Origin of the sequence: Microcoleus sp. SVA1B4, assembly GCF_036700545.1 — a bacterium.
Classification (GTDB): domain Bacteria; phylum Cyanobacteriota; class Cyanobacteriia; order Cyanobacteriales; family Microcoleaceae; genus Microcoleus.
Genome location: NZ_JAUBPB010000077.1, coordinates 1 through 22,517 on the forward strand (window position 1 = coordinate 1; position 22,517 = coordinate 22,517).

Genomic DNA, 22,517 nt, shown 5'->3' on the forward strand with positions numbered 1-22,517 from the left:
ACTATTCAATCGCAAGTGTAATGAGACTGAAATATTAAAAGCGGGATTTTTGATAGATATCTGCGATGCGGTTGGGCCGTTCGTTTCAACCCCAGGAGGACTTTCGGGCAAAAGTGGGGGCGGGTTTACTAGATAATTGGTTTTAAGCAATTATTTCTCGTAAACCCGCCCCTAAAACTGATTCGTTACCATCTTTACGGGCGATTCCCTACGGGATAGCTTCGCACGCGCGGACTTACTTCAAACCCCCATCTATCCCTGCTAAAATCTCCTCAGCTTGCCCGCACAAAGCAGCGTGACAGCAACCATTACTCGCCAACAATCCCCCCCACTGACTCACATCTCCCCGGTTATATTGCAAAGCAGAACCGTCAAAACGAGTAAATTGACCGCCCGCTTCAGTCAAAATTAATTCCGGTGCCGCTAAATCCCAATCTTTCGGTGCAGACTTTCCCGAAAGCGCAATATAAACATCAGCCTTTTGTTCGACAATAGTCGCAATTTTACAGCCGATACTGCCGACAGCTAGTTGATTTTGACATGGCAGTTTTTGTAACAATTGATTAAAGCGATCGCCCCGGTGACTGCGGCTAGTTACTATAGATAAATCTGCCACTATATTTCGCGCCGAAACCTGCAACTTGACCGCAGAACCGGCCCGACTTTCCATAAAAGCGCCCGCATCGCGGATTGCGTAATAAATCTTTTGCTGTTGCGGCCAGGCCACAACTGCCAATACCGGTCTTCCCTCGAAGGCTAAAGCAATGTGAACAGCAAATTCACCTGTCCTGTCAATAAAATCTCGCGTTCCATCCAAAGGGTCAATAATCCAAACCCAACTTTGAGGTAAGGGAATTTGACCGTTTTTTTCTAAATAAGATTTGTAAGTTTCTTCGGTGAGATAGCCAAATTCTGTATTCCCTAAAGCCGACTGTAATTCGTCGAGAATGTAAGAATTGACAGCGACATCGGCGGCGGTGACGGGGCCATCTTTTTTCTCTTGGATGTCGAGGTTAGGAGTGTTGGAATCCTGGCGATAATAGGATTGTAGGATATCTGATGCACTCCAGGCGATCGATCGTGAAATTTCGCTTAATTCTTCGAGAGTTTTCATGAATTTCTTTTTTTTTTGAACCGCAGATAAACGCCGATTTCTGTAGGGGCGGTGCCCCCGTGCCCGCCCCTGGGAACCATACATTAGAAATTACCAATTAATATGAGGATATTTCCATTCATAATAATTAGGAAACACAAAATTAGTAAACGAAACCGAAATACTCACTTCCAATGATTTTACATGATGCCACCAACCGACAGGAATAAAAATAGCTTCTCCCGGTTCCAAAATCACTTCAATAATTTTCGCATCTCTGTAAAGCGGGTATTTGTCATAATCGGGATTTTCGCCGTCAACCTTACTGAAAACTCCGACGTGATTATAAAGCAGAGGTGTTTGTTGCGGAGAAATCAATTTAATTAGTTTGCGACCCGACACTTGAGCTAAAATTAAATTAACTGGGTCATGGTGTAGCGGTGTAATCGTGCCTTTCGGGCCGAACCAAAAGAAAACTCTGCCTTTTGTATCCGTTGGATTTAGGTATTCGGGGAATATTTCAATGTCGTTAAATAGCGGTTTAAATTCCTCTCTTTCAAGAGTTTGGTTGTTAGCAACCATGTAGTAATCGTTGCTAGGCCCGCCCTTGACCACCATGTCTACATATTTGCGGAACAAAACAATTTTTTTGTGATTTTCTATCTTAATTTCGTAATTCGGGTCGGAATTGCGGTTGGCTTGAATTTGTACCTCTGCATCGCCATATTTTTCTTGCAAATACTCCGGCGTCCACAACTGCAACGCTTTCCAGTTGTGCATGATATTGGTAATAATTACTGGAGTATTTTTGGCGTAGTAATTTTCGAGAAAATACTCTCTGGAAAGGCTGCTTTTGCGTTCGATTGTGCCAAACTTGGAAGACAATGCAGCTAATTGATTGTTAATCCTGAGATGCGATTCTAATTTCTGCAATAACTGCACGTACTGACTGCCTGCTTGGAAGTAGGGATGAGATGATATTTCCCTAACTTCTGCGGTGGCTGTTTCCGCATCTATGCCGGTATTTATTAAGGCTTGAATAATTTCGGCGTCGGGTTGATTTAATAATTTGTTGGCCGCCACCCACTGTTTCATATTATCGGGAACTTCTGGTTTGCTTGGGGTGAGTAGATTGGGCAAGTTTTGTGTCAGCCATTCTAGGTTAACTTGCTGTTGTTCTGTGAGGGTAATCCGCAAAGGGGGAAGGGTGATAGTTAGGGGTTGGGTGTCAGACATGATTCGGGTATGTTGGTTTGGGAGTGTTTGGTTTGGTTTGAGGTTGTTTCACTAATATAGCAATTTTAACGAACTGCGAAAATTCACAGGCGAGACGCCTGTTCCACGGGCCCGAAGGAAGAGAAAAGGGAAGTTCACAAATTTTGTCGAGGTTGCTGTCAGGATTTTAACTTAACAGGTGTTGCTAGTTCAAGTTTTCTAGCTTTGAGGGGTTTTAACCGGATAGTTTGGTTAATTTTAATTGAAAATTAACTCTTATTCATCCAGGCGCGGGTTCCGAAGTTGTTGCAGGAATGGGAAGCGATTTTAGCTGATGCGGTGAGAGTATCGGTAAAGTTATTTTGCAAAATGTAGTGACAGAAAGCCCCGTGAAAGATGTCGCCAGCGCCTAAAGTGTCTGTGGCTTGAATTTGAGGTACTTCTATACTGCCGTAACTGCCATTGCTGAGGTATGAAATTGATTTTTCGCCGCGAGTGATGGCAATATTGGGAATTCCTGCTGCTGAGAGGTAAGCAAAGACTTGTTCGGAATTGTCGCAGTTGGGCGGATGAAAGTTATCCGAACATACAGCCCATTCAATAAAAGGTAATATTTCTTCTAATCCGGGTTTCCAACTGCCGCCATCGAGGACAATGGGAATGTTTTTTGACTTGGCAAGTTGAGCAATTTCTTTGCTGGCTGCTATTTGATGTCCGTCAAGCAGTACAATATTAACTGAGGTTAAAATATCCTGGTTAATTGTTTGACTGTCAACTTGCGATTTCGTAGCATTGATAGAAATTACCGATCGATCGCCCGTTGCTTCAGTTACAATAATCGAGGAAACTGGCGGCGAGTGCGATCGCCCTTGTGCCAAATCAATTATCCTGACATTATACTCCGCTAAGTCTGCACGAATTAATTGGGCGATCGCGTGAGTGCCCAAAACCCCAGCCCATACCGCCGCATTCCCCAAATAGCTAAAAGTGACCGCAGCATTTGCCGCCGGCCCGCCCGCAGCAATGGTACAATCAGAAGCAACAACTTTCTGATTTTCACCCGGAGGCTTCTCGGCCAAATAAATTAAATCTAAAGTCGCCAATCCCAAAAACAATCCGGTTTTCATATCTTCTTAAATGTGTGGCATGGGCCTGTGGCATGGGCCTGTGGCATGGGCGTCTCGCCCGTGTCCTATCGTTAAAAAATATCAATCTTAAAATGCAAGCAAATCCCAATACAGGAACACTTTACATCGTAGGAACCCCGATCGGCAACCTCGAAGACATGACATTTCGCGCCATCCGCATTTTGCAAGCAGTAGACTTCATCGCCGCCGAAGATACCCGCCATACAGGCAAACTTTTGCACCATTTTCAAATCAAAACTCCCCAAATCAGCTATCACGAACACAACCAACACCAACGACTTCCCGAACTCATCGACAAACTGCATTTAGGCAAAGATATCGCCCTCGTCACCGATGCCGGAATGCCGGGAATTTCTGACCCCGGTTCCGAGTTAGTCAAAGCTTGCGCCGATGCTAATATTAACATTATTCCGATTCCCGGCCCGACCGCCTGCATTGTTGGCATAACTGCATCAGGATTACCCACAGAGAGATTTGTATTTGAAGGTTTCTTACCCGTGAAAGGTCAAGAACGGCAACAGAGTTTAGAAGCTTTGCAAATAGAATCCCGCACTATAATATTATACGAATCTCCGCACAGATTGCGACAAACTTTACAAGATTTAGCAAATAGTTTGGGAAGCGACAGACAGATTGTGCTGGCGAGAGAGTTAACCAAAATGCACGAAGAGTTTTGGCGTGGTAGTATAGAAAGTGCGATCGAGCTTTACACCAATCGCGAACCCCAGGGAGAATTTACCCTCGTAATAGCCGGCATCCAAACAGCCGCCCCAATATTTTCCGAAGACGCCATCAAAGCAGAATTGCAAACATTAATTGCACAAGGCATAAGTCGTTCCCAAGCCAGCCGCCAGCTAGCGCAACAAACATCCCTCCCCCGCCGCCAAATCTACCAACTCGCCCTCACAATAGGCGACAATCAATCACTAGAACAACCCCTAGATAACTTGTGAATAACTCTCTTCTCTTCTTCTCTGCGCCCTCTGCGCCCTCTGCGGTTCATTAAAAAAATCTTGTTCACAAAACAAACAACATTACTATACAATAATAACAAAAAACTTCTATGGTACGCGGCAACTACGATCGACAAAAACCATATTTACGCAACCCCCACATCAACAAACCAATCGCCGAAATCTATGCAGACTTAGACGCCTTTACCTGGGAGATATTTGAAGACCAACCCCACCGCTTCGATACCGTCAGTTTCTACGTATTGCTTCCCCCACTGTTTTACGAAGGGCGTTTCATCAAAGGAATTTACTTCAGCGAAGGAGTCGAACTAATAAACAAACTATTTCCCCAAATTTCATCAGTATTTTTCTCCTTCACCTATTCCCCCGGAATCTCCTACTCCTGGGCCCCCATAGCTGACGCCTACTCCAGTTTATACAAAAACCCACAGCGAGAAAAGTGGTTTCGCGAAACTTATGTCGATCGCGCCCACAAACCAATCATACCACTGCAAGACACCGACTTTATCAACGAATACTTAATTTCCCCGCGCAACGTCCCCGCCAAAGACATCGACTTGCTAGCCGTCGCCCGACTCTCCGAAGAAAAAAATTTGCCAATCATAGCCAAAGCCTTAAAAGTTTACCGCCAAAAATATCCGCAAAAACCGATAAAATTAACAGTAGTCACCGGCCACGAATTTGATGCTAGCAACCTGAAAACTCTCGACGAGTACGCATTAAAAGAATGGCGGCAAGTAGAGGCAATTTTAGGCAATCCGTCGGACTACATTAACTTAGTACCGAGAGTAGACTACTACAGCGAAATCCCCACATATTATTCGCGAGCCCAAGCATTCGTCCTCGGTTCCCTTCTAGAAGGAAAAAACCGGGGCATTACCGAAGCCATGAGTTGCAACGTACCTGTAATTTGTTTTGAAGAATTCAACCAATACGCCAGAGGAAACTCGCCAGTTTTCCCCGAAGGTGCGGGTCTTTACGCCAAATTTGACCCAGAATCTCTCGCAGATACTATATATACAGTATTGGAAAATCAAACAGAATTTAAGCCGCGATATCAGTATTTAAAGCATTGCGGCCGCAAGAACTTTTTCAATACTTGTATAGACAGTTTTCCTTACTATCAGCACAACATTCCCGACTACAAGCCGGGAGATGCGATTAACAATTTGTGGCTGGATTTAGCAGTTCAGCAAAATTATCAAGTTAGTTTGAACAGCTTTTTGTACGGAGGTTCTCCTTTGTCTCATATTCGCGGGATAAATGCGATTCAGCAGAATCTAGGTCAGTTAACCAAGTTTCAATGACAGATAATTCGGAATTATTAAACCGCAGAGGCCACAGAGGACACAGAGGAGGAGAAGAGAGAGATGAATAATACGGATTTGAGATTAGTCTTTATAGCGATGACTTTCGCTAAAAGCGCCGTGGAATTCATTGCCTAGGGACTGGTAGATGGTCGGCTTAAGTTGACAATATTCTCAAAAATCTTACTTGCCAAAACTCTGGCTAAATTAACAGGAACAGCATTGCCGACCATTTTGTATCCATCCGCAATATACTTGTACTTAAAAATAAAGTCATCCGGGAAAGTCTGAACTCTCGCGCACTCTCGCACAGAAAGCCGACGGTAAGGCAGAGGCGAATTGGGGTCAAAAATGCGTTTGTCTTTGCCAACTAAAATCATTTTAGTAGCTTGAGGATGGAGAGGTGCGTGTCTGCCGCTTGCCTGAATTGTAAACGAAGGTTCTGACCAACTTCTCACTCGATTGCGCGACATATAAATGCTGGAAAACCCCAAATCCGCACATTCGTGATTTGGGACAGAATCGTGATAATTATCTAATTTACCCTTAACTGACATAGGGGCGATCGCCTGCAAATCAAAAATCGCATCTTTCAGCGTCAAAACATCGGTTCCAGGTTCGGGAAACTCAAAACCAAAACCCAGATTCTGCCGATAACCAACAACAATCACCCTTTGCCTATCTTGCGGAACACCAAAATTTTTAGCATTCACCAACTGGAACGAAACCCGATACCCGATCGCCTCAAACTGCGATAATATATAAGTGAAAGCATCCTTGTTTCTGGGGGCCAAAATACCGCTAACATTCTCCGCTAAAAAAAACAAAGGCTGCTTGTCTCGCACAATTCTGATATACTCCCAGAAAAGTTGACCCCGACTATCATCAATCCCCCGTTTCGCACCCGCCGCACTCCAACTTTGACAAGGAGGGCCGCCGATAATCCCAATACAGTTGGGAATTTCATCAGAATTAATTTTTCTGATATCTCTGCGATCTAAAATAGTTTCAGGATGATTAAAATTATACGTATCCCAAATAGACTTATCATATTCATTGGCCCAAACTGGATTAAACCCAGCTAAGCGAAAACCCAAATCCAACCCCCCACAACCAGAAAACAGAGAAATAATATCCAAATCCACCTTTTTTCACCAGCAATAAATACAATAACTCAATTATAAACCTCTCTCTTTCTTCTCTCACTCTGCGCCCTCTGCGCCCTCTGCGGTTAATAAAAAAAATCTAATTCACACACAAACAGACTTTATCATCCTCAATGAATGCAGAATCCATCCTCCAATCCTATCAACATTTCGGCGTCCATCTCGGCTTAAAAAGAATTCACCAACTTCTCCAAAAACTAGACAACCCCCACCAACAAGTACCCATTATCCACATTGCCGGCACCAATGGCAAAGGTTCCGTGTGCGCTTATCTCTCTTCCGTACTAACAGAAGCAGGCTATCGAGTTGGACGCTACACATCCCCGCACTTAATCGATTGGACAGAAAGAATTTGCATCAACCAAAAACCGATTTCCCCAACAGAATTGCAACAGTGTCTAAAACGAGTTGTCGCCGCCACCGAAAACAACACCGAAACTCCCACTCAATTTGAAATAATCACCGCCGCAGCTTGGCTGTATTTCGCCGAACAAAAAGCAGATATTGCAGTCATAGAAACAGGATTAGGCGGTAGATTAGACGCCACAAACGTTTGCGAAAAACCTCTCGCTAGCGTCATTACTTCTATCAGTCTCGACCACTGGCAAATACTCGGCCCCACTGTGGCAGATATTGCTGGGGAAAAAGCGGGAATTCTTAAAGCAAAATGTCCCGCAGTGATCGGAGAATTGCCAGAATCAGCTAGAATAATAGTAGAAAAACGCATTCAAGAATTAGACTGTCCGGCAACTTGGGTAAAACCAGCAAGAGATGTAGGACAAGGATTCGCAGAATATCAGTTAAATCAAAATGCGGTTAAAATAAAATATCAATTGCCACTGCTGGGAAAAATTCAACTAATGAATTCAGCAATTGCGATCGCCACTTTGCAAACTCTCCAAAACCAAGGATGGCAAATATCCCAAACCGCCATCAAAAACGGCATAGCCAAAACCCAATGGCCCGGAAGACTCCAGCAGACAACTTGGAAAAACCGCAACCTATTAATTGACGGCGCGCACAATCCAGCCGCAGCGATCGCCCTGCGCGAATATGTCGATAATCTTAACAGTTCCCAACCGATTAACTGGGTAATCGGCATTCTGGCGACTAAAGACTGCGATGATATTTTGAAAGCATTACTCAAAAAGGGCGATCGACTTTACCTAGTACCCGTACCCGATCAAAACTCATCATCCCCCGCAGAACTAGCCACCCTAGCTCAAATTATCTGCCCCGAATTAACTCTCTGTCAAGCCTTCCCCGACTTAACAACAGCTTTAGATGCTGCTGTTACAGGCGACAACCTAACAATCCTTTGCGGTTCTCTTTATCTCGTCGGCTATTTTCTGCAACAACAACAATCCCAAGCTTAAACGCATCCTGCCTTAAGATGAATTGTTCGGGGAAACTGGCAAGAGGTGCTTCATAGACACTGGGTTTCTTGTCGTAATATCATGTCCGTTAGCAGCGAATAGGAGAATATAAATAGCTAATTATACAAACAGACTTCTCCCAGGGGAAGGCGCAGTTGGATGTTACGGAGACCTGCTTAAAGCTGGACGAAGAGGCGATAATCTGACACCACATCACATTCCTTCTAATGGATTCATGGCAGCAAAGGTTCTTGGTTACAGCAGAGAAATGGGTATTGCTATAATGATGGAACACCCTTTGCCCGGTAAAGGAGGTCGTCATCGCCAGACTATCTCTTACGGACAATCTCCGAACCTCAGCTTGTTACCAAGGGAAGCACTAGCTAGAGAAATTAGCGATGCGCGAGCAATTTATCGCCGTCAGGGACTTTATACGCCACAAATTAGGCGCAGCTTACAGCAAGTTATCCAGTCAAATAAGTTAGCTTGGTTGGGCGTTTTTGAAAAGGAAGTAAATAGCTGATGAAGGAAAATAGCTGGATTACCATTTTGGCCGCTAATAAATTAATGCGATCCACGGAAGAAGTAACAGCTTTTGAAAATGCTTTAGCGGAATTCGCGAAGCATCCTGAGAGTGAACATTTACCAGATTTACATCTCATTTTAGACGATCGCTGCCAACAGCCGGAGGTCATGTTTAGCCTAATTCATTTTTTAGAATCTTTTGAAATGGAACAGCAGTTACAAGCATTTATCCGTGTCATCCCACAATTAATTGTTGTTGCCTCTGATTGGACAAGAATACTCCACAGTCGCATTTTGAATGATGAGGTTGCCTGCCGCTTGTATAGAAATCTGTTACATTCAATTAATGCTCACAGCCCCCATTTTATTCGACAATTGCTGGAAGAAAGTGCTGCCTATCGATTGACGCATCAAGATTCACCGATTGAGCTAGCTGGACAAGTTCATTAGCGTTTATCTCCACCGCTGATGAATATTTGGAAGTGCGATCGCGATGAAGGAAAAGCTCGATAAGTAGAGTGGGCGATTCCCTACCCTTCGGGAACCCCTGCGGGGAACGGGATAGCTTCGCTTCACGCTCTTTTTTCTTTAACCTTGTGTTTCTTCCTCCGTAAAGATAGGAGGCCACAATTCCGAAACGGGCAATTCCCAACCGGGAAAAAGTTCTGCTACTGTTAAGATATCGCCATTTCCTAAAACAGTCGGTTCACCTGTAGAGCGATAAATAGTCACTGTTTCTTCATCAGGATCGATCAGAATTCCGACGATCGCACCCAGCTCTATAAACTTCAAAACTTTGGTTTCTATAAGCTTAATGCGATCGCTCTGAGATTTAATCTCAACCACCAAATCCGGGACAAGTTCTCCAAAATAACGCGGACTTTGGCGCAAGCGGGCGGCGCGCACAAAAGAAACATCCGGTGCTTTGACATTCGTATCCGGCATGATGAAACCGCCCGCGGAGTCAAAGACTCTCCCCAAGCGACGGGGATAAACCCAGTTACCCAGCAAGCGAATCAAAATACTGCTGATTTCACTGGATACGATGTCTGATGGCCCCACAATTGAAAGTCTCCCGTCTTCTAGTTCAATTTTGTAATCTAAACCCGCTTCGGAAAAAAGGGTTTGAACTTGGTTTAAATCTTTGAGTGTCATCGCTGGCATAAGAATTTTCTCCTCTTCCGATCTGAGCTTTAATTTTAACACAAGTCAAATTTCTGAAGATTTGAGGAATTCAGGCTATCTTCGTACAAATCATCAATCAAGCTGAATTGAGAAAGGCGAACGCACCGGATAAAGAAAGCCCGTTTTTGGGATGAGCGAGGCTTCTTATCAAGAAACATTTACCTCTGAAATAGTCGAGATTGACCGCTCCAGGGTTCTCCTCCGACTCCGCCTTGTTAAGAAGCGGTAATTTCATCATTCGATAAGAACTTAAAAGCTTATATCTGCTTATATATGGTGGCACAGATTCCCATTATTTAAGAATACGTCAAGTAGCAAAAAAAAGCAAGGGCGAGATACAAAAAATCCCGCCCCCGCTTCAATTAAAAACTACTTTTGATCCCAAGCCTTAGCCGCATCAGCAACAGCTTGATCTACCGACTTCTCATCCAACATTGCCGCCTGCAAATTGTCATAAATCGCCTTTTGCAACTTCTTAACATCCTTCAAAGGCGGAATCAATAGCTCAGCGGAACTCAACCCAGAAGCACTAACAACCCGAGCTCGATCGGCAGCAGGAGCATCAGCAGAAACAGTCTTAAAATAATCGTCCTGCAAAGCCTCAACCGTAGAAGGCAAAACATTAGCAGCCTTAGCAAAAGCCAACTGATTTTGAGAATTAGTCACGTACAAAGCAAACTTGACAGCATCATCAGGGCGCTTGCTGTCGCGGGGTACAACCAAATTCATCACCGCCACAGTCTTCTTGCCTGTTTCCCCCGTAATTTGAGGCGCAGCAGTAGAAACAGCACCAATACTCGGAGCATTCTCAGCAATCGCCTTCAAAAACTGAGGCCCGGAAGCTAAAAAAGTAGTTTCCCCAGCTTGATAAAGCTCGATCGCCCTACGATGTCCCTGCACCAAAACATCCTGCGGCAAAAGTCCGTTCTTGTACAAATCTACCCAATACTGAAAAACAGCTTTGCCCTTAGCAGTATTAAAAGCCGCCTTGCCTTTCGCATCCACCAAAGGCACACCCATCTGCACGAAAGATTGCAAAACTTCCGCCGAATCTTCCGGCACAAAAGTCACAAAAAAAGCAAACTTACCAGTCTTTTCCTTCACCTGCTTGGCAACAGTTGCCAACTCGGCATAAGTAGCAGGAGGCTTAGCAATTCCCGCCTTCTTCAACAACTCCGTATTGTAAATTGTCACCCCAGTCGTGAGATACCAAGGAATGCCAAAAGTCTTGCCGTCGAGTACACTAGCTTTCCAGATATTGGGGAGATAGAGCTCACGAACTTGCTGCGGAATCCGAGAATCCAAATCCAGCCAAGCATTGCGTCCTGCCAACAGCGAAGCAAAATCGGGATTTAGGTTCACCACATCCGGCGCATTTTTCGCCGAAACAGCCCCCAAAATCTTGCTTTCCATCGCCGACCAAGGAACGTCCACCCAGCGCACCTTCACCCCCGGATTTTCCGCTTCAAAACCGGCGATCGTCTTGTTGAAATACTCAGTAAACTGAGGTTGAAGCTGCATAGTCCAGAACTCGATTTCCTGCGTATTATTTGCCTGGGAATTAACAGCCGGCTTGCTGCAACTCACCACCGCAGCCAGCAGCAGCCCCACCAGCCCAAAAACAGCAAAAAGTTGCCAAGATTTACGTTTCATAGAATAAAATTTGAGAGTTATGGGAACCGTCATTCGATTTTAGATTTTAGATTTTAGATTTTGGATTGACTTGCGCGAGATTAATTCGGGGGACGCAAGGATTTTAGATTTGAGATGCAAGGATTGACTTGCGCGAGATAAATCACGTGGCGGGTAACACCTTTGAAATTCGCTTGTCAGACAAAGGCACGCGCGGCGAAGCTATCCCGCAGGGAATCGCCCGAATCAAGCGCTCATGAGTCAGTAACAGAGTTTTGTACCTGGGTTCAGGAGCGAGATAGTCGGTTTTTGTGCAGAATCGGCGGGTTTTCGGTCGATCGAGCTGGAATTTATTGACATTCTCCGCAGAATAGCTATTGTCAAGTAAATTGGATAGCATAAAATCGGAACTAGCGATCGCGCAACACAGACTGAGCTGTGCAGAAGAAGGCGGGATACCGAGATTACAGCACTCTGGCTGCAGTTGGAAACCAACCCTCCAACACGCCTGCGCGCTGAATCAGGCTGGCCAACTACAAAAGAAAAAAATAGCAATTATCGGCGACCCAATCACATGGTTAACTTTTTCAAAGGTCTACTTTCCCAACGCCAGCCAGGAATCGGGATCGAAATAGCCCCAGACCGCATCAACATCATTCAGCTTGAAAAGAAAGCTCAGGCATTAAAATTAGGCATCCTAGCCTCAATAGAAGTTCCAGAAGACTATGTACAAGAAGGACAAATAGTCGATCCGCCGGGAATGGCAGAACTAATACGTACCGTCCTCACGGACAACAAAATCAAAGCCAAGCGAGTAGCCACAGCCATTCCAGGCCGCGAAGCAGTCATCCGCCTCATCCCAGTTCCCGCAGAACTCAACGAAGAAGAACTGCGGGATTACATGAACGCAGAAGCAGGACTGTACTTGCCATTTCCTAGAGAAGACGCCGACGTAGACTATCAAAAAATAGGCCTTTTTGTAGATGACGACGGAGTAGAAAAAGTGCAAGTCGTCTTAGTAGCAACCCGCAGAGAAGTTACCGACACATACATCGAAACATTCAAAGAAGCCGGATTGATTATAGACGTATTAGAAGTAACCAGTTTTGCCCTAATCCGCACCCTCAAAGAACAACTGCAACAATTTTCCTCCCAAGAAGCAGCAGTTCTCACCGCCATAGAATTTGACAGCACCGAGTTAGCTATAGTAGTGGACGGCATACCTCAGTTCAACCGTACCATCCCGATCGGCACCTACCAAATCCAGACCGCCCTCAACCAAGCCATGAACCTGCCACCAACCAGAGACACCAGCGAACTGCAAGGCATGACCCTGCCAGTCACAGATACAATGGGCGCATCGGGAGACGCCAATCCGGGAACAAATGCGATGATTAAAGTATTGGGAGAACTAGCAGACGAACTGCGCCGCTCAGTAGACTTTTACCTCAACCAGAGCGAAGAACTCGAAGTAGCGCAACTACTGCTAGCGGGTCCGGGAGCTGCGATCGGCAAACTAGACGAATTTTTTATGCAAAGATTAAGCTTGCCCGCATCTCAAGTCGATCCCATCGAAACCCTAGGAGTCGAAATCAGCCAAGAAATTACCCCAGAACAGCGAGCAGGTTTAGGAGTCGCCCTAGGTTTAGGACTAAGGGAGGTTATGTGACCTAACAGTTTTAGATGAGAGAAAAACCGATTTGAGAATTTGAGGTAAAAACCCCTTCCAAAAGAAGAAGGCAGAAAGCAGAAGGTAGAATATTGGAGGTAGAAGATAGAAGGTAGAAGGTAGAAGGTAAAAGGTAGAATATATCTGAGGTAGAAGCAGCCCCTTCCTTCAGTAAAAGGCAGAAAGTTGTTTCTTTCTTCCCTAAATAAATCCTTCACTTGTACCAGCAATCTTGGGTTCTGTCTAAAATCTAAAATTTCTAATTTAAATCTATAGCAACAGCCAAGACTGTTAGTACCTTCTTAATTGCTGAAACATTAGCGGTAGATCACTTTTTCCTTCTACCTTCTACCTTCTGCCTTCTGCCTTCTACCTTCTACCTTCTACACTGTGCCTTCTACATTGTGCCTTCTACCTTCTACATTGTGCCTTCTGCCTTCTTCCTTCTGCTATAAAATCGAGTGAAGCCATGTACAGCCTAGATATTAATTTTCTCAACGACCGTCCCGACTACAAACCCGTTGCAACCAAAAGCCCAGCTAAAAAAAGTTCCGGTGGAGCCAAAGACCAACTGCCCATATATGGGGCAGTGCTGTTTGCCTTTGGCATCAACGCCGCAGTCATGGGCGCCTGGTGGTGGGCGACTAAGGAAAATACCGACTTGGCCGCACAACAAGCAACCATCGACACAGAACTGGCCCTGTTAAACACTCAAGCCAACACCATCAAAGCCATCAACGCCGAAACCGACCAAGTTACCGCCGAATACAAAGCATTAGCTGGAGTATTCGACCAAATTAAACCTTGGTCGGCGATGCTGCAAGACCTCAGTGCCCGTACTCCGGCCGGAGTGCAAATTGGCAAAATCGAGCAAATCGACCCAAGTCCCTCCCCCGTTGCAGCACCTCCTCCTCCTCCCCCACCAACTCCCGCTGCTTCCCCGGGGGCGAGTCCGTCTCCAGCAGCCAGCCCCGCCCCGGCAGCACCTCCCGTCCCCGTCGTCCCGCAGCAGGCATCAAAAGTGCAAATTTCAGGGATAGCCAGTACCTTTGCTCAAGTTAACGACTTTATGTTGCTAGTCCAGCGCTCTCCCTTCTTCCTTAACACCGATACCAAACTGATAGCGGCCACATTAAAAAACAACCCCGCACAATTACAAGTGCGTAACCAAAACGCAGCACCAGCAGAACTTCCCAAACTGCGACCAGTGGTGGAATATAAAATTGAAACGACGCTCAGCCCGACGGGTGCCTCCGAGTTGCTCCCCGAGCTGCGAAGCAAGCAAGCAGACGGGCTCGCAATACGGATAGAAACACTTCAAGAAAAAGGAGTGCTAGAACCACAAAAAGGAGAAGTGAAAAAACCATGACAGCAGAGTTTATTTCTAGCGGACAAGCAGAAGATACAGGGGCTAAGGAAATATTCGGCATTAAGCTGACACCCCAAGTCCAAGCAATCGGCATCGCGGTTCTCGGGCTCCTGATTGCTGGCGGCCTCGGCTACCAGTTCGTACTTCCCGAATTCCAAAAAAGCGGCGAATTCAAGCAAAAACTTAGCGAAAGCAAGCAAACGCAAGTGCAATTGCAAACTCAAATTCAAAAAAAGGCAGAAGCAGAAGCCAAGCAAGAAGAAGCAAAACAGCGCCGGGCCAACGTCACGGCCATGTTTGCCAGCGACGCCAGCGCCAACACGCTTTTGCTTGACATGACCCAACTCGTTAATAGAATCAACGCCGGCGTGCAAGGAGATGACCTCAAGGCTAAAATTACCAAATTTGAGCCGGATATGCCGCCAGCAACAGCAACCGCCACGCCGGGAGCTCCAGACCCTGATATTCTGGCCGATAGCTCCTTCGGGGCGTCCCTGGCTGGCAAGCTCAGACGCAAAAAATTTAAGGTAGAGTTTGAAGGCACTTTTGATCAAACCCGCAATTTTATGCGTAACTTGGAGTTGATGCAGTCGCTGTTGGTAGTTAGGAATTTGAAATCTGAATTGCTAGCATCAAATCAGCCAATTGAAGTTGATTTTTTGAAAGGGAAAATAGTTCCTGTGGAGCAACCGCCAACTAAAATTAAAACTGCTTTTGACTTGCACGCGCTGCTGCCGCTAAAGCAAGAAGAAAAACCGCCAACTCCGGCTCCGAGTCCTGGTGCTAAGTAGCTATTATTTGGCAGATATTAGCTATTGTTCCCAACTCGCTATTTCACAAGAAGTCAGAAGGCAGAAGTTTGAAATGGAAAGATTGAAGGTAGAAGTCAAAAAAGTATGAAGGTCAGAAAAATATTTTTTAGATGGCAATCAAAAATTGGCTCTAAAATCTAATTTCTTCTAATACCAGTTTCAAAAAGTAATGGAACTGTATAGCAATCCTTGCAGGAGTCGTATTTTTTTTACCCTACCCCAAACCTCCCATTTGTAAGGGGAGGGAGTAAGAAATCAACAAATGATGCGAGGATTGCTGTAGGATAGCTTCTAACCCTTATGTCATCTGTTATTCCCAATCGAAAATTAAACATCGAAAAGGGCATAACTTCTTCCTTTAAAAAGGCTCGAAGCGAGAATATTTTAGTCAGTTTAGCAGCTAGCGACAAAAGACTGCGAACAACAAATAACAAATTGTAGTGGAGGAGAGAACGTGAAACAGCATCTACGGTTAAGTGGAGGACTCTTATGCAGCGTTGCAGGAGTTCTGATCGCCCAAGCCCCAGTCTTGGCATTGCCGACTCAGGTAACAGGAGTGCAAGTAAGTCAAGGTAATAATGGCGTAAATATTGTTCTGGCTACAGAAAAGGGCGATCGCCCGCAAGTTTTCGCCATCAATAACGGCAATACTTACCAAGCCACAATTATCAACACCCAGCTCCGCTTACCACAAGGCAACAGCTTCCGTCAAGATAACCCAGCTCCGGGAATTTCTTCAGTAGAAATCAGCCAGGTAGAGGCTAACAGCATCCGCGTTGTGGTAGCCGGCACCAACGGAGTTCCCAACGGACAAATTGTTCCGGGACAAGGCCAAAGCATCGTCCTTAGCGTTGCCGGACAGGGTGGCACAGCACAGTCTGCCCAAACTCCACCTCCGCCGCCTCCGGGACTGCCGCTGAGCCAAACAGCTCCCCCCCCGGCTCCCCAAGTCCGCACCTCGCAAAACCCAGGCGTGCTGCTGCCAAATCCCGAAGTTACTGTTACCAGAAACGATCGCCCGCCCCTCCCCAGCGAAATACAATCCCAAAGCAATCAGGCTGCGCCTTTCCAGCCGCGGGCAGTGGCTCCGCCCTTGGGAGATATCGCGGTGTCTAACATCGCCCCCGGCGTGGGAAATATTGAACTGAGTTCGGGAGAACGCATCCCCCGCTTGGTGCTGCGGGATGCCCCAGTCCGGGACGTTTTGGCTCTGCTGGCCCGCGCTGCTGGCTTGAACATTGCTTTTACAGGCGGCGGGGCCCCTGCTCAACCGGGCCAGCCCGCAGTGCCTGGTCAGCCAGGAGTATCGGGGTCAGATGAAGGGCCGAAGATTTCTTTGGACATCGAAAATGAGTCGGTGCAAGATGTCTTTAATTACGTGCTGCGGCTCAGCGGACTGCAAGCTAACCGCCAGGGGCGGACGATTTTTGTAGGGACGAGCTTGCCGATCGACTCACGCAATATTATCATTCGGACTTTGCGGCTCAATCAAGTTCGGTCTACGGATGCAGCTAACTTTTTGAGCGCTCAAGGCGCGGAAACTCAACTGCCGATTACTCGCGTGACTATTCAAAGCGTGGGCCAGGGAAATGCTGCGCGGGATGTGGAAATTCGGGAACCCGACATTAAGGCGATCGGCGCTAGGGAAGGCACGGGGCCGCTGTTGCTGAGGGGACTGTCGGTGCTGGCGGATTCTCGGCTCAATTCCATCACTTTGGTGGGCGATCCGCGCAAAGTGGACATGGCTGTGGCTTTCTTGACACAGCTAGATTTGCGCCGCCGTCAAGTGGCTGTCAACGTCAAGGTGATCGATATCAACTTGTCGGGAAACAACGTCAGTAACACCAGCTTCTCTTTCGGGATTAATGACAGTTTCTTTGTCAATGACGGCGGGGCGGCGATCGTCAATTTTGGCGGCATCAATCCGCCCAATGGCACGACTGTAACTAGTGGCATAGCTAATCGGCCGATTATTGAGAACCGAGACATTCCCACAGAATTCAGGGACACGCCTTTCTACGATGCGAACGGCCGGCGTATCGTGCCGCTTACAGGTCAAGGTCGCGATACCGCCGCCAAAGGTGTGTTCCTCCAGCCGACAGCCCCAGTTACTAATGACCCCAGGCGAGTTGGAATTACAGATTACATTCCTGGATCGACGACAGGCTCAGGAAGTGCAGACTTCGGCCTGTTCCCGCTGTTCCAATATCCAAGACGTTTTCTGTCTAACCTGCAAGCAAGTATTACCAGCCAGAATGCCAAAATCCTGACTGATCCGACTTTAGTTGTCCAAGAAGGGGAAACGGCGAATGTGGATATCACCGAAGAAGTGGTTACTAACATTCGATCGGAATCGCAGACAACAGAAGGTCAAACTACCAGAACGGTGACGGCAGAAAAAGGTCAGGCCGGTTTGCAGTTGGGAGTGGCGATCGATCGCATCGACGATAACGGTTTTGTCTCTCTGCGAGTCAACCCAATCGTCAGTGCGATCGGCCCGGACAGACCCCTGAGCACTGGCGCAGGAGAAAATAACACTATCACCCTGCTGGCTCGGCGCTCTTTGCAGTCGGGGCTAATTCGCCTGCGGGACGGTCAGACTTTGATTTTATCGGGGATTATCCGCGACCAAGACCGGGTTACAGCGAGGAAGATTCCGATTTTAGGAGATTTGCCGATAATTGGTTCGCTGTTCAGGAGCACTGATAAGACCAACCAGCGGGCGGAAGTGATTGTATTGCTGACTCCGCAGATTTTGGATGATAGCGATCGATCGAACTTTGGCTACCAAAACAGCATCAGTCCCGACGCGCGCCAACTGTTGCAGCGCAGTCAGCCAGTCCAGCCGAGACAGTAGGAACGAAGGAAGAAGACATGGGTGTCAACTTTCCACGCTCTTTCCCCTGAGTCCGACAGTCCGACAGTCCGACAGTCCGACAGGGGTTGAAACCCCTGCCTCAAAGCGAAAGTCCTCTAAAAGAGGACTAAAGAACTAATTAGTCCTCTGCAAGACGACTATAAATCACTCTTTCAGTCGTCTTCAGACGACTTCAGCTATGAGACAGGGACTTCAGTCCCTGGCGGGTTTCGGGAGAATGAAACAGCCCTGCCCCACGGGGAAAAGAAAGAGGAAAGAAACAAGGAAGAAGGAAAAAACTTTTCCTTTAGCCCTTGACAAATTACATTTTATTCCTTCTATTTCTATTTTTTTGAGATTGCAAATCCACCGAGGCGAGAAATCTTGTCTCCAAGGTGGTATTTTTTTACCTAAATTTTGGGATTAATTACAAAAATTAGCCAGTTCCATATAAATTAAAGGTTCCACCGATCCATAACGGTCGGCAAGACTTTAGAATAATGCAGTGAAAATTAGATGCTGTGGGGTTTTCAGCAGTTAGAAACAAAAATTCCTTCTCTGACCAATTACCCTAGGGTAATTGGTATTCAGCAGGAGTTGTGATTCGGGGAAGCGGACGGGAGCAATCGGGAACCACCCAAACCTCCCAATCCACACCTCAATCCAGTTGATAACTCACAGCTAATAGTTGAACTAACTCTGTTTAACGTAATTTTGCAAATCGAGAAGGACTTCGCAATGAACAAAGGTGAATTGGTTGATGCAGTGGCGGAAAAGGCTAGCGTGACGAAAAAACAGGCAGATGCTGTTTTGAGTGCGGCCCTGGAAGCAATCATGGAAGCTGTCTCCGATGGCGACAAGGTGACGCTGGTCGGTTTTGGCTCGTTTGAGTCGCGGGAACGCAAGGCCCGTGAGGGTCGCAATCCCAAAACTGGAGACAAGATGGAAATCCCGGCAACCAGAGTTCCTGCATTTTCCGCAGGGAAGTTGTTTAAGGACAGAGTTGCACCGCCGAAAAACGCAGAATAGCTGGCGAACTGAGTCTTGATTAGACCTTTACACGGTGGGAATTTAGCTTGGGCAGCCGCACTGGCAGGCTGCCCTGCCTCTGCTATTGTCGATTTTTCTGCGAGTATCAGTCCTTTGGGCCCTCCTGAGTCGGCCCTGGCTGCGATTCAAGCTCACTTGAGCAGTCTGACGGCTTACCCAGACCCGGATTATGGGGATCTCAGGACTGCTTTGGGGGAGGCTTTGAATGTTGACCGGGATTGGATTTTGCCAGGGAATGGTTCGGCGGAATTGTTGACTTGGGCGGCTTGGGATTTGTCGAAGCTGGAGGGGACTTATTTGGTGACTCCGGCTTTTGGCGATTACTCGCGGGCTCTTTCGGCTTTCGGCGCGCAGGTGCTCAAATGCCCTTTGGATCTTAAATCTTGCACCATTGTCAAGAACGGCCAAGATGCCCATTCCACAAGAGATGAATTTTGTGGAACAGGCATCATGCCTGTTCCTAAACAACTAATTGAGAATGATGCCACATCTGAGTTGGACGTTGGGGCAGGAAACGAGTTAGTAACGGATGATTTGTCGGTTTCTAACCGTTCCCTTGTCTCCCCTTCTCTCCGTCTCCCGGTTCCTCTTGCTCTCGATGCCAATCATCGACGAGGTTTGCTACTGAACAACCCGCACAATCCTACGGGTTTGCTGTTTGCTAGGGAGGCGATTTTGCCTTATTTGAAGCAGTTAGGTATGGTGGTGGTGGATGAGGCCTTTATGGACTTTCTACCGCCTTCTGAGCAGGAAACTTTGATCGATGCTGTTGAGGAGTTTCCGAATTTGGTGATTTTACGATCGCTCACTAAATTCTATTCTCTGCCGGGACTGCGCTTGGGCTGTGCGCTCGCCCATCCCGATATTCTGCGCCGCTGGCAGCAGCAGCGCGATCCTTGGCCTGTGAATGCTTTGGCTGCTGCTGCTGCTGCTGCTGTGGTTCGAGATGCTGCTTTTGAGCGGCAAACCTGGGATTGGCTGCCGGTGGCTCGCTGTGAGCTATTTGAGGGTTTGGCTAATTTACCGGGTTTGCAACCAATTGCCGGGGCGGCTAATTTCTTGTTGGTTGAGTCGTCTATGTCGGTTTCTTCTATTCAAAAAAGTCTGTTGGAACGACACCGGATTTTGATTCGGGATTGTTTGAGTTTTCCTGAGTTGGGCGATCGTTTTTTTCGGGTGGCTGTGCGCTCAAGGGCGGACAATCTGCGACTGATTGCTGGACTTGCGGATGTTATTCGTTAGTTGACGGTTGACTGTTGACTGTTAACAACCAATAACAGTTGATAAACGGATTTTATGGGTCGTTCGAGCGGACATCCCCAAGAAACCCGGTTTCTATGATATAGCAATCCTTGCAGGAGTCGTAAATTTTTGACCCCACCCCAACCCTCCCCTTATCAAGGGGAGGGAGTAAGAAATTCACAAATGATTTAGGATGGCTAAAAATCTTGGGTTTTGCAGCGAAGTATCTAGGAAGAAACCGGGTTTCTGACCCCGCGCGCTGATCCTCCTAAACTACTAACTAATGACTACTGACTACTGACTTCTTTATTTATGCTTGATTATGATTTAGTGATTATTGGTGGAACTCCGGCCGGACGCTATGCTGCTTTGACTGCAACTAATTTCCCGGCTCGCGTTGCTTTGGTGGAACCGCTAAGTAATTCCCCAGATTCGCCGACTGGGGGGAAAGAGTCGATCGACCTTGGTTTGAGATACAGCCAAACTTTGAGGGAGGCTGCTCGTTTTGCTCAGCAGATCAGCCGCCAGCAGTTGGGCCTGCGCTGGGAAGTTGCGAATTCCTCTATGCCGATCAAATTGCGGTTTGAGGGGGTTCTCAAGTGGGCAGATGATGTTGTTTCTAATTTGTCAGAAATTGATTCTCTCGGCCTTTTGGCTGCTCGCGGGGTCGATGTTATTTTTGGCAACGGCGAGTTTGTTGCGAAACCGGAGTTGGCTTTTGTTGTCGGCGGGCGAAAATTGCGATCGCTCTGTTATTTGCTAGCTTGTCCAACTCTGCCGGCGATTCCCAATATTGAAGGACTTTCCTCTGCCGGCTTTTTTACTTCGGAAACTGTCGGGGAATTAGCAAAACTTCCACAGTTGCCTAAAAGTTTGGCTGTAATCGGCGCCGATCCCAGCGGTGTAGAAGTGGCTCAGACTTTTGCCCGGTTGGGGGTTGCTGTCACTTTGGTCGTCAAAAGTTCGCACATTTTGGCTAAAGAAGACCGGGAGGCGGCTGGTTTGGTGCAAGCTGGAATGGAAGCTGAGGGAGTGCGGATTCTGACTGCTACTGAGGTGACTCAAGCTAGGGTGATTGAGGGTAAAAAATGGATTCAAGCTGGGCCAAGGGCGATCGAAGCTGAGGAGATTTTTCTGGCTGCAGGTAGGGGGCACAATTTTTCATCGTTAAATCTCGAAGCGGCTAAGGTTAAATTCAGCTATCGGGGGGTGATTTTAAATGAAAAGCTGCAAACAACTAATCATCGCATTTACGCGATCGGCGATGTTGCTGGGGGTTATCCGTTTCCTCACATCGCTAATTACGAAGCTGCGGTTGCTGTGAAAAATGCTTTGTTTTTGCCGATGTTTCAAATAGATTATCGCGGAATTCCTTGGGCGATTTTTTCTGACCCGCAGTTGGCGAGGGTTGGCTTGACTGAAGCGCAAGCAAGGCGCCGTTTTGGAGATGATCTAATTGTTTGTCGGGAATATTTCAAGAATGTTGAAAGAGCTCAAATGTCCGGGGATACAACTGGTTTTTGTAAGATTGTCGGGCGTCGCAACGGGGATATTTTGGGAGCGAGTATTGTGGGGCCGCAAGCTGCTGAGTTGATTCACGCGATCGCTTTGGCTGTGCGTCACGGGATGAAGGTTGAGGCGATCGCCCAACTTCCTTATATTTGGTCGAGTTTTTCGGCAATTAACGGTCAAACTGCTGCTATTTGGGAGTCGCAGCGCTTGGGTAGCAATACTTTTTCGCGCAATATATGGGAGAATTTGTTTCACTGGCGCAGGTATTGGAATAAGTAAAGAAATCCAATGTTTTTAGTAGGATTTTTTGAATTTTATATGATTAGCGCACAATTAAAAAGTAATTTGCTAATCAACTCACTCTGCCCTAAAATTGTGTGTCAAT

Annotated in this window: 19 protein-coding genes; 12 read left to right on the forward strand and 7 right to left on the reverse strand. The window is 46.8% G+C overall.

Annotated features, from left to right (window positions below; genetic code table 11):
- Positions 1-235: 235 nt before the first annotated feature.
- From QT987_RS25495 to QT987_RS25505, 3 genes are all read right to left on the reverse strand, one after another.
- On the reverse strand, positions 236-1,114 hold the full coding sequence (locus tag QT987_RS25495) for an inositol monophosphatase family protein (protein WP_333245873.1): 879 nt from the start codon (positions 1,112-1,114) through the stop codon (positions 236-238).
- Between the two features lie 90 nt (positions 1,115-1,204).
- Positions 1,205-2,329 (reverse strand): cupin-like domain-containing protein, encoded by a 1,125-nt coding sequence (locus QT987_RS25500; RefSeq protein WP_333245876.1) that lies wholly within the window; start codon positions 2,327-2,329, stop codon positions 1,205-1,207.
- 248 nt (positions 2,330-2,577) lie between these two features.
- Positions 2,578-3,435, reverse strand: a complete 858-nt coding sequence (locus QT987_RS25505; RefSeq protein WP_333245879.1) for a sugar kinase — start codon at positions 3,433-3,435, stop codon at positions 2,578-2,580.
- A 92-nt stretch (positions 3,436-3,527) separates the two neighbouring features.
- Between QT987_RS25505 and rsmI the strand changes: the two genes are divergently transcribed.
- Both rsmI and QT987_RS25515 read left to right on the forward strand, forming a co-directional pair.
- Positions 3,528-4,409 (forward strand): 16S rRNA (cytidine(1402)-2'-O)-methyltransferase, encoded by an 882-nt coding sequence (gene rsmI, locus QT987_RS25510; protein ID WP_333245882.1) that lies wholly within the window; start codon positions 3,528-3,530, stop codon positions 4,407-4,409.
- Between the two features lie 110 nt (positions 4,410-4,519).
- Entirely contained in the window at positions 4,520-5,737 is a 1,218-nt protein-coding gene (locus tag QT987_RS25515) for a glycosyltransferase (protein WP_333245885.1), read from the forward strand.
- A gap of 134 nt (positions 5,738-5,871) precedes the next feature.
- On the opposite strand, the gene QT987_RS25520 is transcribed toward QT987_RS25515, so the two are convergent.
- The gene (locus tag QT987_RS25520; RefSeq protein ID WP_333302906.1) at positions 5,872-6,882 is read right to left on the reverse strand and encodes a DNA cytosine methyltransferase; all 1,011 of its coding nucleotides are present in this window, start codon (positions 6,880-6,882) and stop codon (positions 5,872-5,874) included.
- A gap of 134 nt (positions 6,883-7,016) precedes the next feature.
- Here QT987_RS25520 and QT987_RS25525 point away from each other — a divergent pair, with 134 nt between their 5' ends.
- From QT987_RS25525 to QT987_RS25535, 3 genes are all read left to right on the forward strand, one after another.
- A complete protein-coding gene (locus QT987_RS25525) occupies positions 7,017-8,279 on the forward strand; it encodes a folylpolyglutamate synthase/dihydrofolate synthase family protein (protein WP_333245891.1) in 1,263 nt (420 codons plus the stop codon).
- A gap of 235 nt (positions 8,280-8,514) precedes the next feature.
- On the forward strand, positions 8,515-8,802 hold the full coding sequence (locus QT987_RS25530; RefSeq protein ID WP_333245893.1) for a hypothetical protein: 288 nt from the start codon (positions 8,515-8,517) through the stop codon (positions 8,800-8,802).
- Positions 8,802-9,254: an Imm30 family immunity protein gene (locus QT987_RS25535; protein WP_333245895.1), complete on the forward strand. Its 453-nt coding sequence runs from the start codon at positions 8,802-8,804 to the stop codon at positions 9,252-9,254. The genes QT987_RS25530 and QT987_RS25535 overlap by 1 nt, the downstream gene beginning before the upstream one ends.
- A 138-nt stretch (positions 9,255-9,392) precedes the next feature.
- On the opposite strand, the gene QT987_RS25540 is transcribed toward QT987_RS25535, so the two are convergent.
- The 3 genes from QT987_RS25540 to QT987_RS25550 all read right to left on the reverse strand — a co-directional run bounded on the left by QT987_RS25540 (position 9,393) and on the right by QT987_RS25550 (position 12,021).
- Complete coding sequence (locus tag QT987_RS25540; RefSeq protein WP_190737295.1) at positions 9,393-9,968, reverse strand: Uma2 family endonuclease; 576 nt, start codon at positions 9,966-9,968, stop codon at positions 9,393-9,395.
- 390 nt (positions 9,969-10,358) lie between these two features.
- Positions 10,359-11,642 carry a sugar ABC transporter substrate-binding protein gene (locus tag QT987_RS25545; protein ID WP_333245898.1) on the reverse strand — a complete coding sequence of 428 codons (1,284 nt, stop codon included), beginning with the start codon at positions 11,640-11,642 and terminating at the stop codon, positions 10,359-10,361.
- A gap of 142 nt (positions 11,643-11,784) precedes the next feature.
- Entirely contained in the window at positions 11,785-12,021 is a 237-nt protein-coding gene (locus QT987_RS25550; protein ID WP_333245900.1) for a hypothetical protein, read from the reverse strand.
- A gap of 174 nt (positions 12,022-12,195) precedes the next feature.
- Between QT987_RS25550 and pilM the strand changes: the two genes are divergently transcribed.
- The 7 genes from pilM to QT987_RS25585 all read left to right on the forward strand — a co-directional run bounded on the left by pilM (position 12,196) and on the right by QT987_RS25585 (position 22,411).
- The gene (gene pilM / locus QT987_RS25555) at positions 12,196-13,290 is read left to right on the forward strand and encodes a type IV pilus assembly protein PilM (RefSeq protein WP_333055140.1); all 1,095 of its coding nucleotides are present in this window, start codon (positions 12,196-12,198) and stop codon (positions 13,288-13,290) included.
- A gap of 469 nt (positions 13,291-13,759) precedes the next feature.
- Positions 13,760-14,659 carry a PilN domain-containing protein gene (locus QT987_RS25560; protein WP_333055138.1) on the forward strand — a complete coding sequence of 300 codons (900 nt, stop codon included), beginning with the start codon at positions 13,760-13,762 and terminating at the stop codon, positions 14,657-14,659.
- Positions 14,656-15,450 carry a pilus assembly protein PilO gene (locus tag QT987_RS25565; RefSeq protein ID WP_333055137.1) on the forward strand — a complete coding sequence of 265 codons (795 nt, stop codon included), beginning with the start codon at positions 14,656-14,658 and terminating at the stop codon, positions 15,448-15,450. The genes QT987_RS25560 and QT987_RS25565 overlap by 4 nt, the downstream gene beginning before the upstream one ends.
- A 475-nt stretch (positions 15,451-15,925) precedes the next feature.
- Positions 15,926-18,328 carry an AMIN domain-containing protein gene (locus tag QT987_RS25570; RefSeq protein ID WP_333245902.1) on the forward strand — a complete coding sequence of 801 codons (2,403 nt, stop codon included), beginning with the start codon at positions 15,926-15,928 and terminating at the stop codon, positions 18,326-18,328.
- A 738-nt stretch (positions 18,329-19,066) separates the two neighbouring features.
- Entirely contained in the window at positions 19,067-19,357 is a 291-nt protein-coding gene (locus QT987_RS25575; protein WP_006634837.1) for an HU family DNA-binding protein, read from the forward strand.
- A gap of 15 nt (positions 19,358-19,372) precedes the next feature.
- Positions 19,373-20,620, forward strand: coding sequence for an aminotransferase class I/II-fold pyridoxal phosphate-dependent enzyme (locus tag QT987_RS25580; protein WP_333245904.1), 1,248 nt, complete (start codon positions 19,373-19,375; stop codon positions 20,618-20,620).
- Between the two features lie 312 nt (positions 20,621-20,932).
- Entirely contained in the window at positions 20,933-22,411 is a 1,479-nt protein-coding gene (locus QT987_RS25585) for an NAD(P)/FAD-dependent oxidoreductase (RefSeq protein ID WP_333245905.1), read from the forward strand.
- Positions 22,412-22,517: the final 106 nt, after the last annotated feature.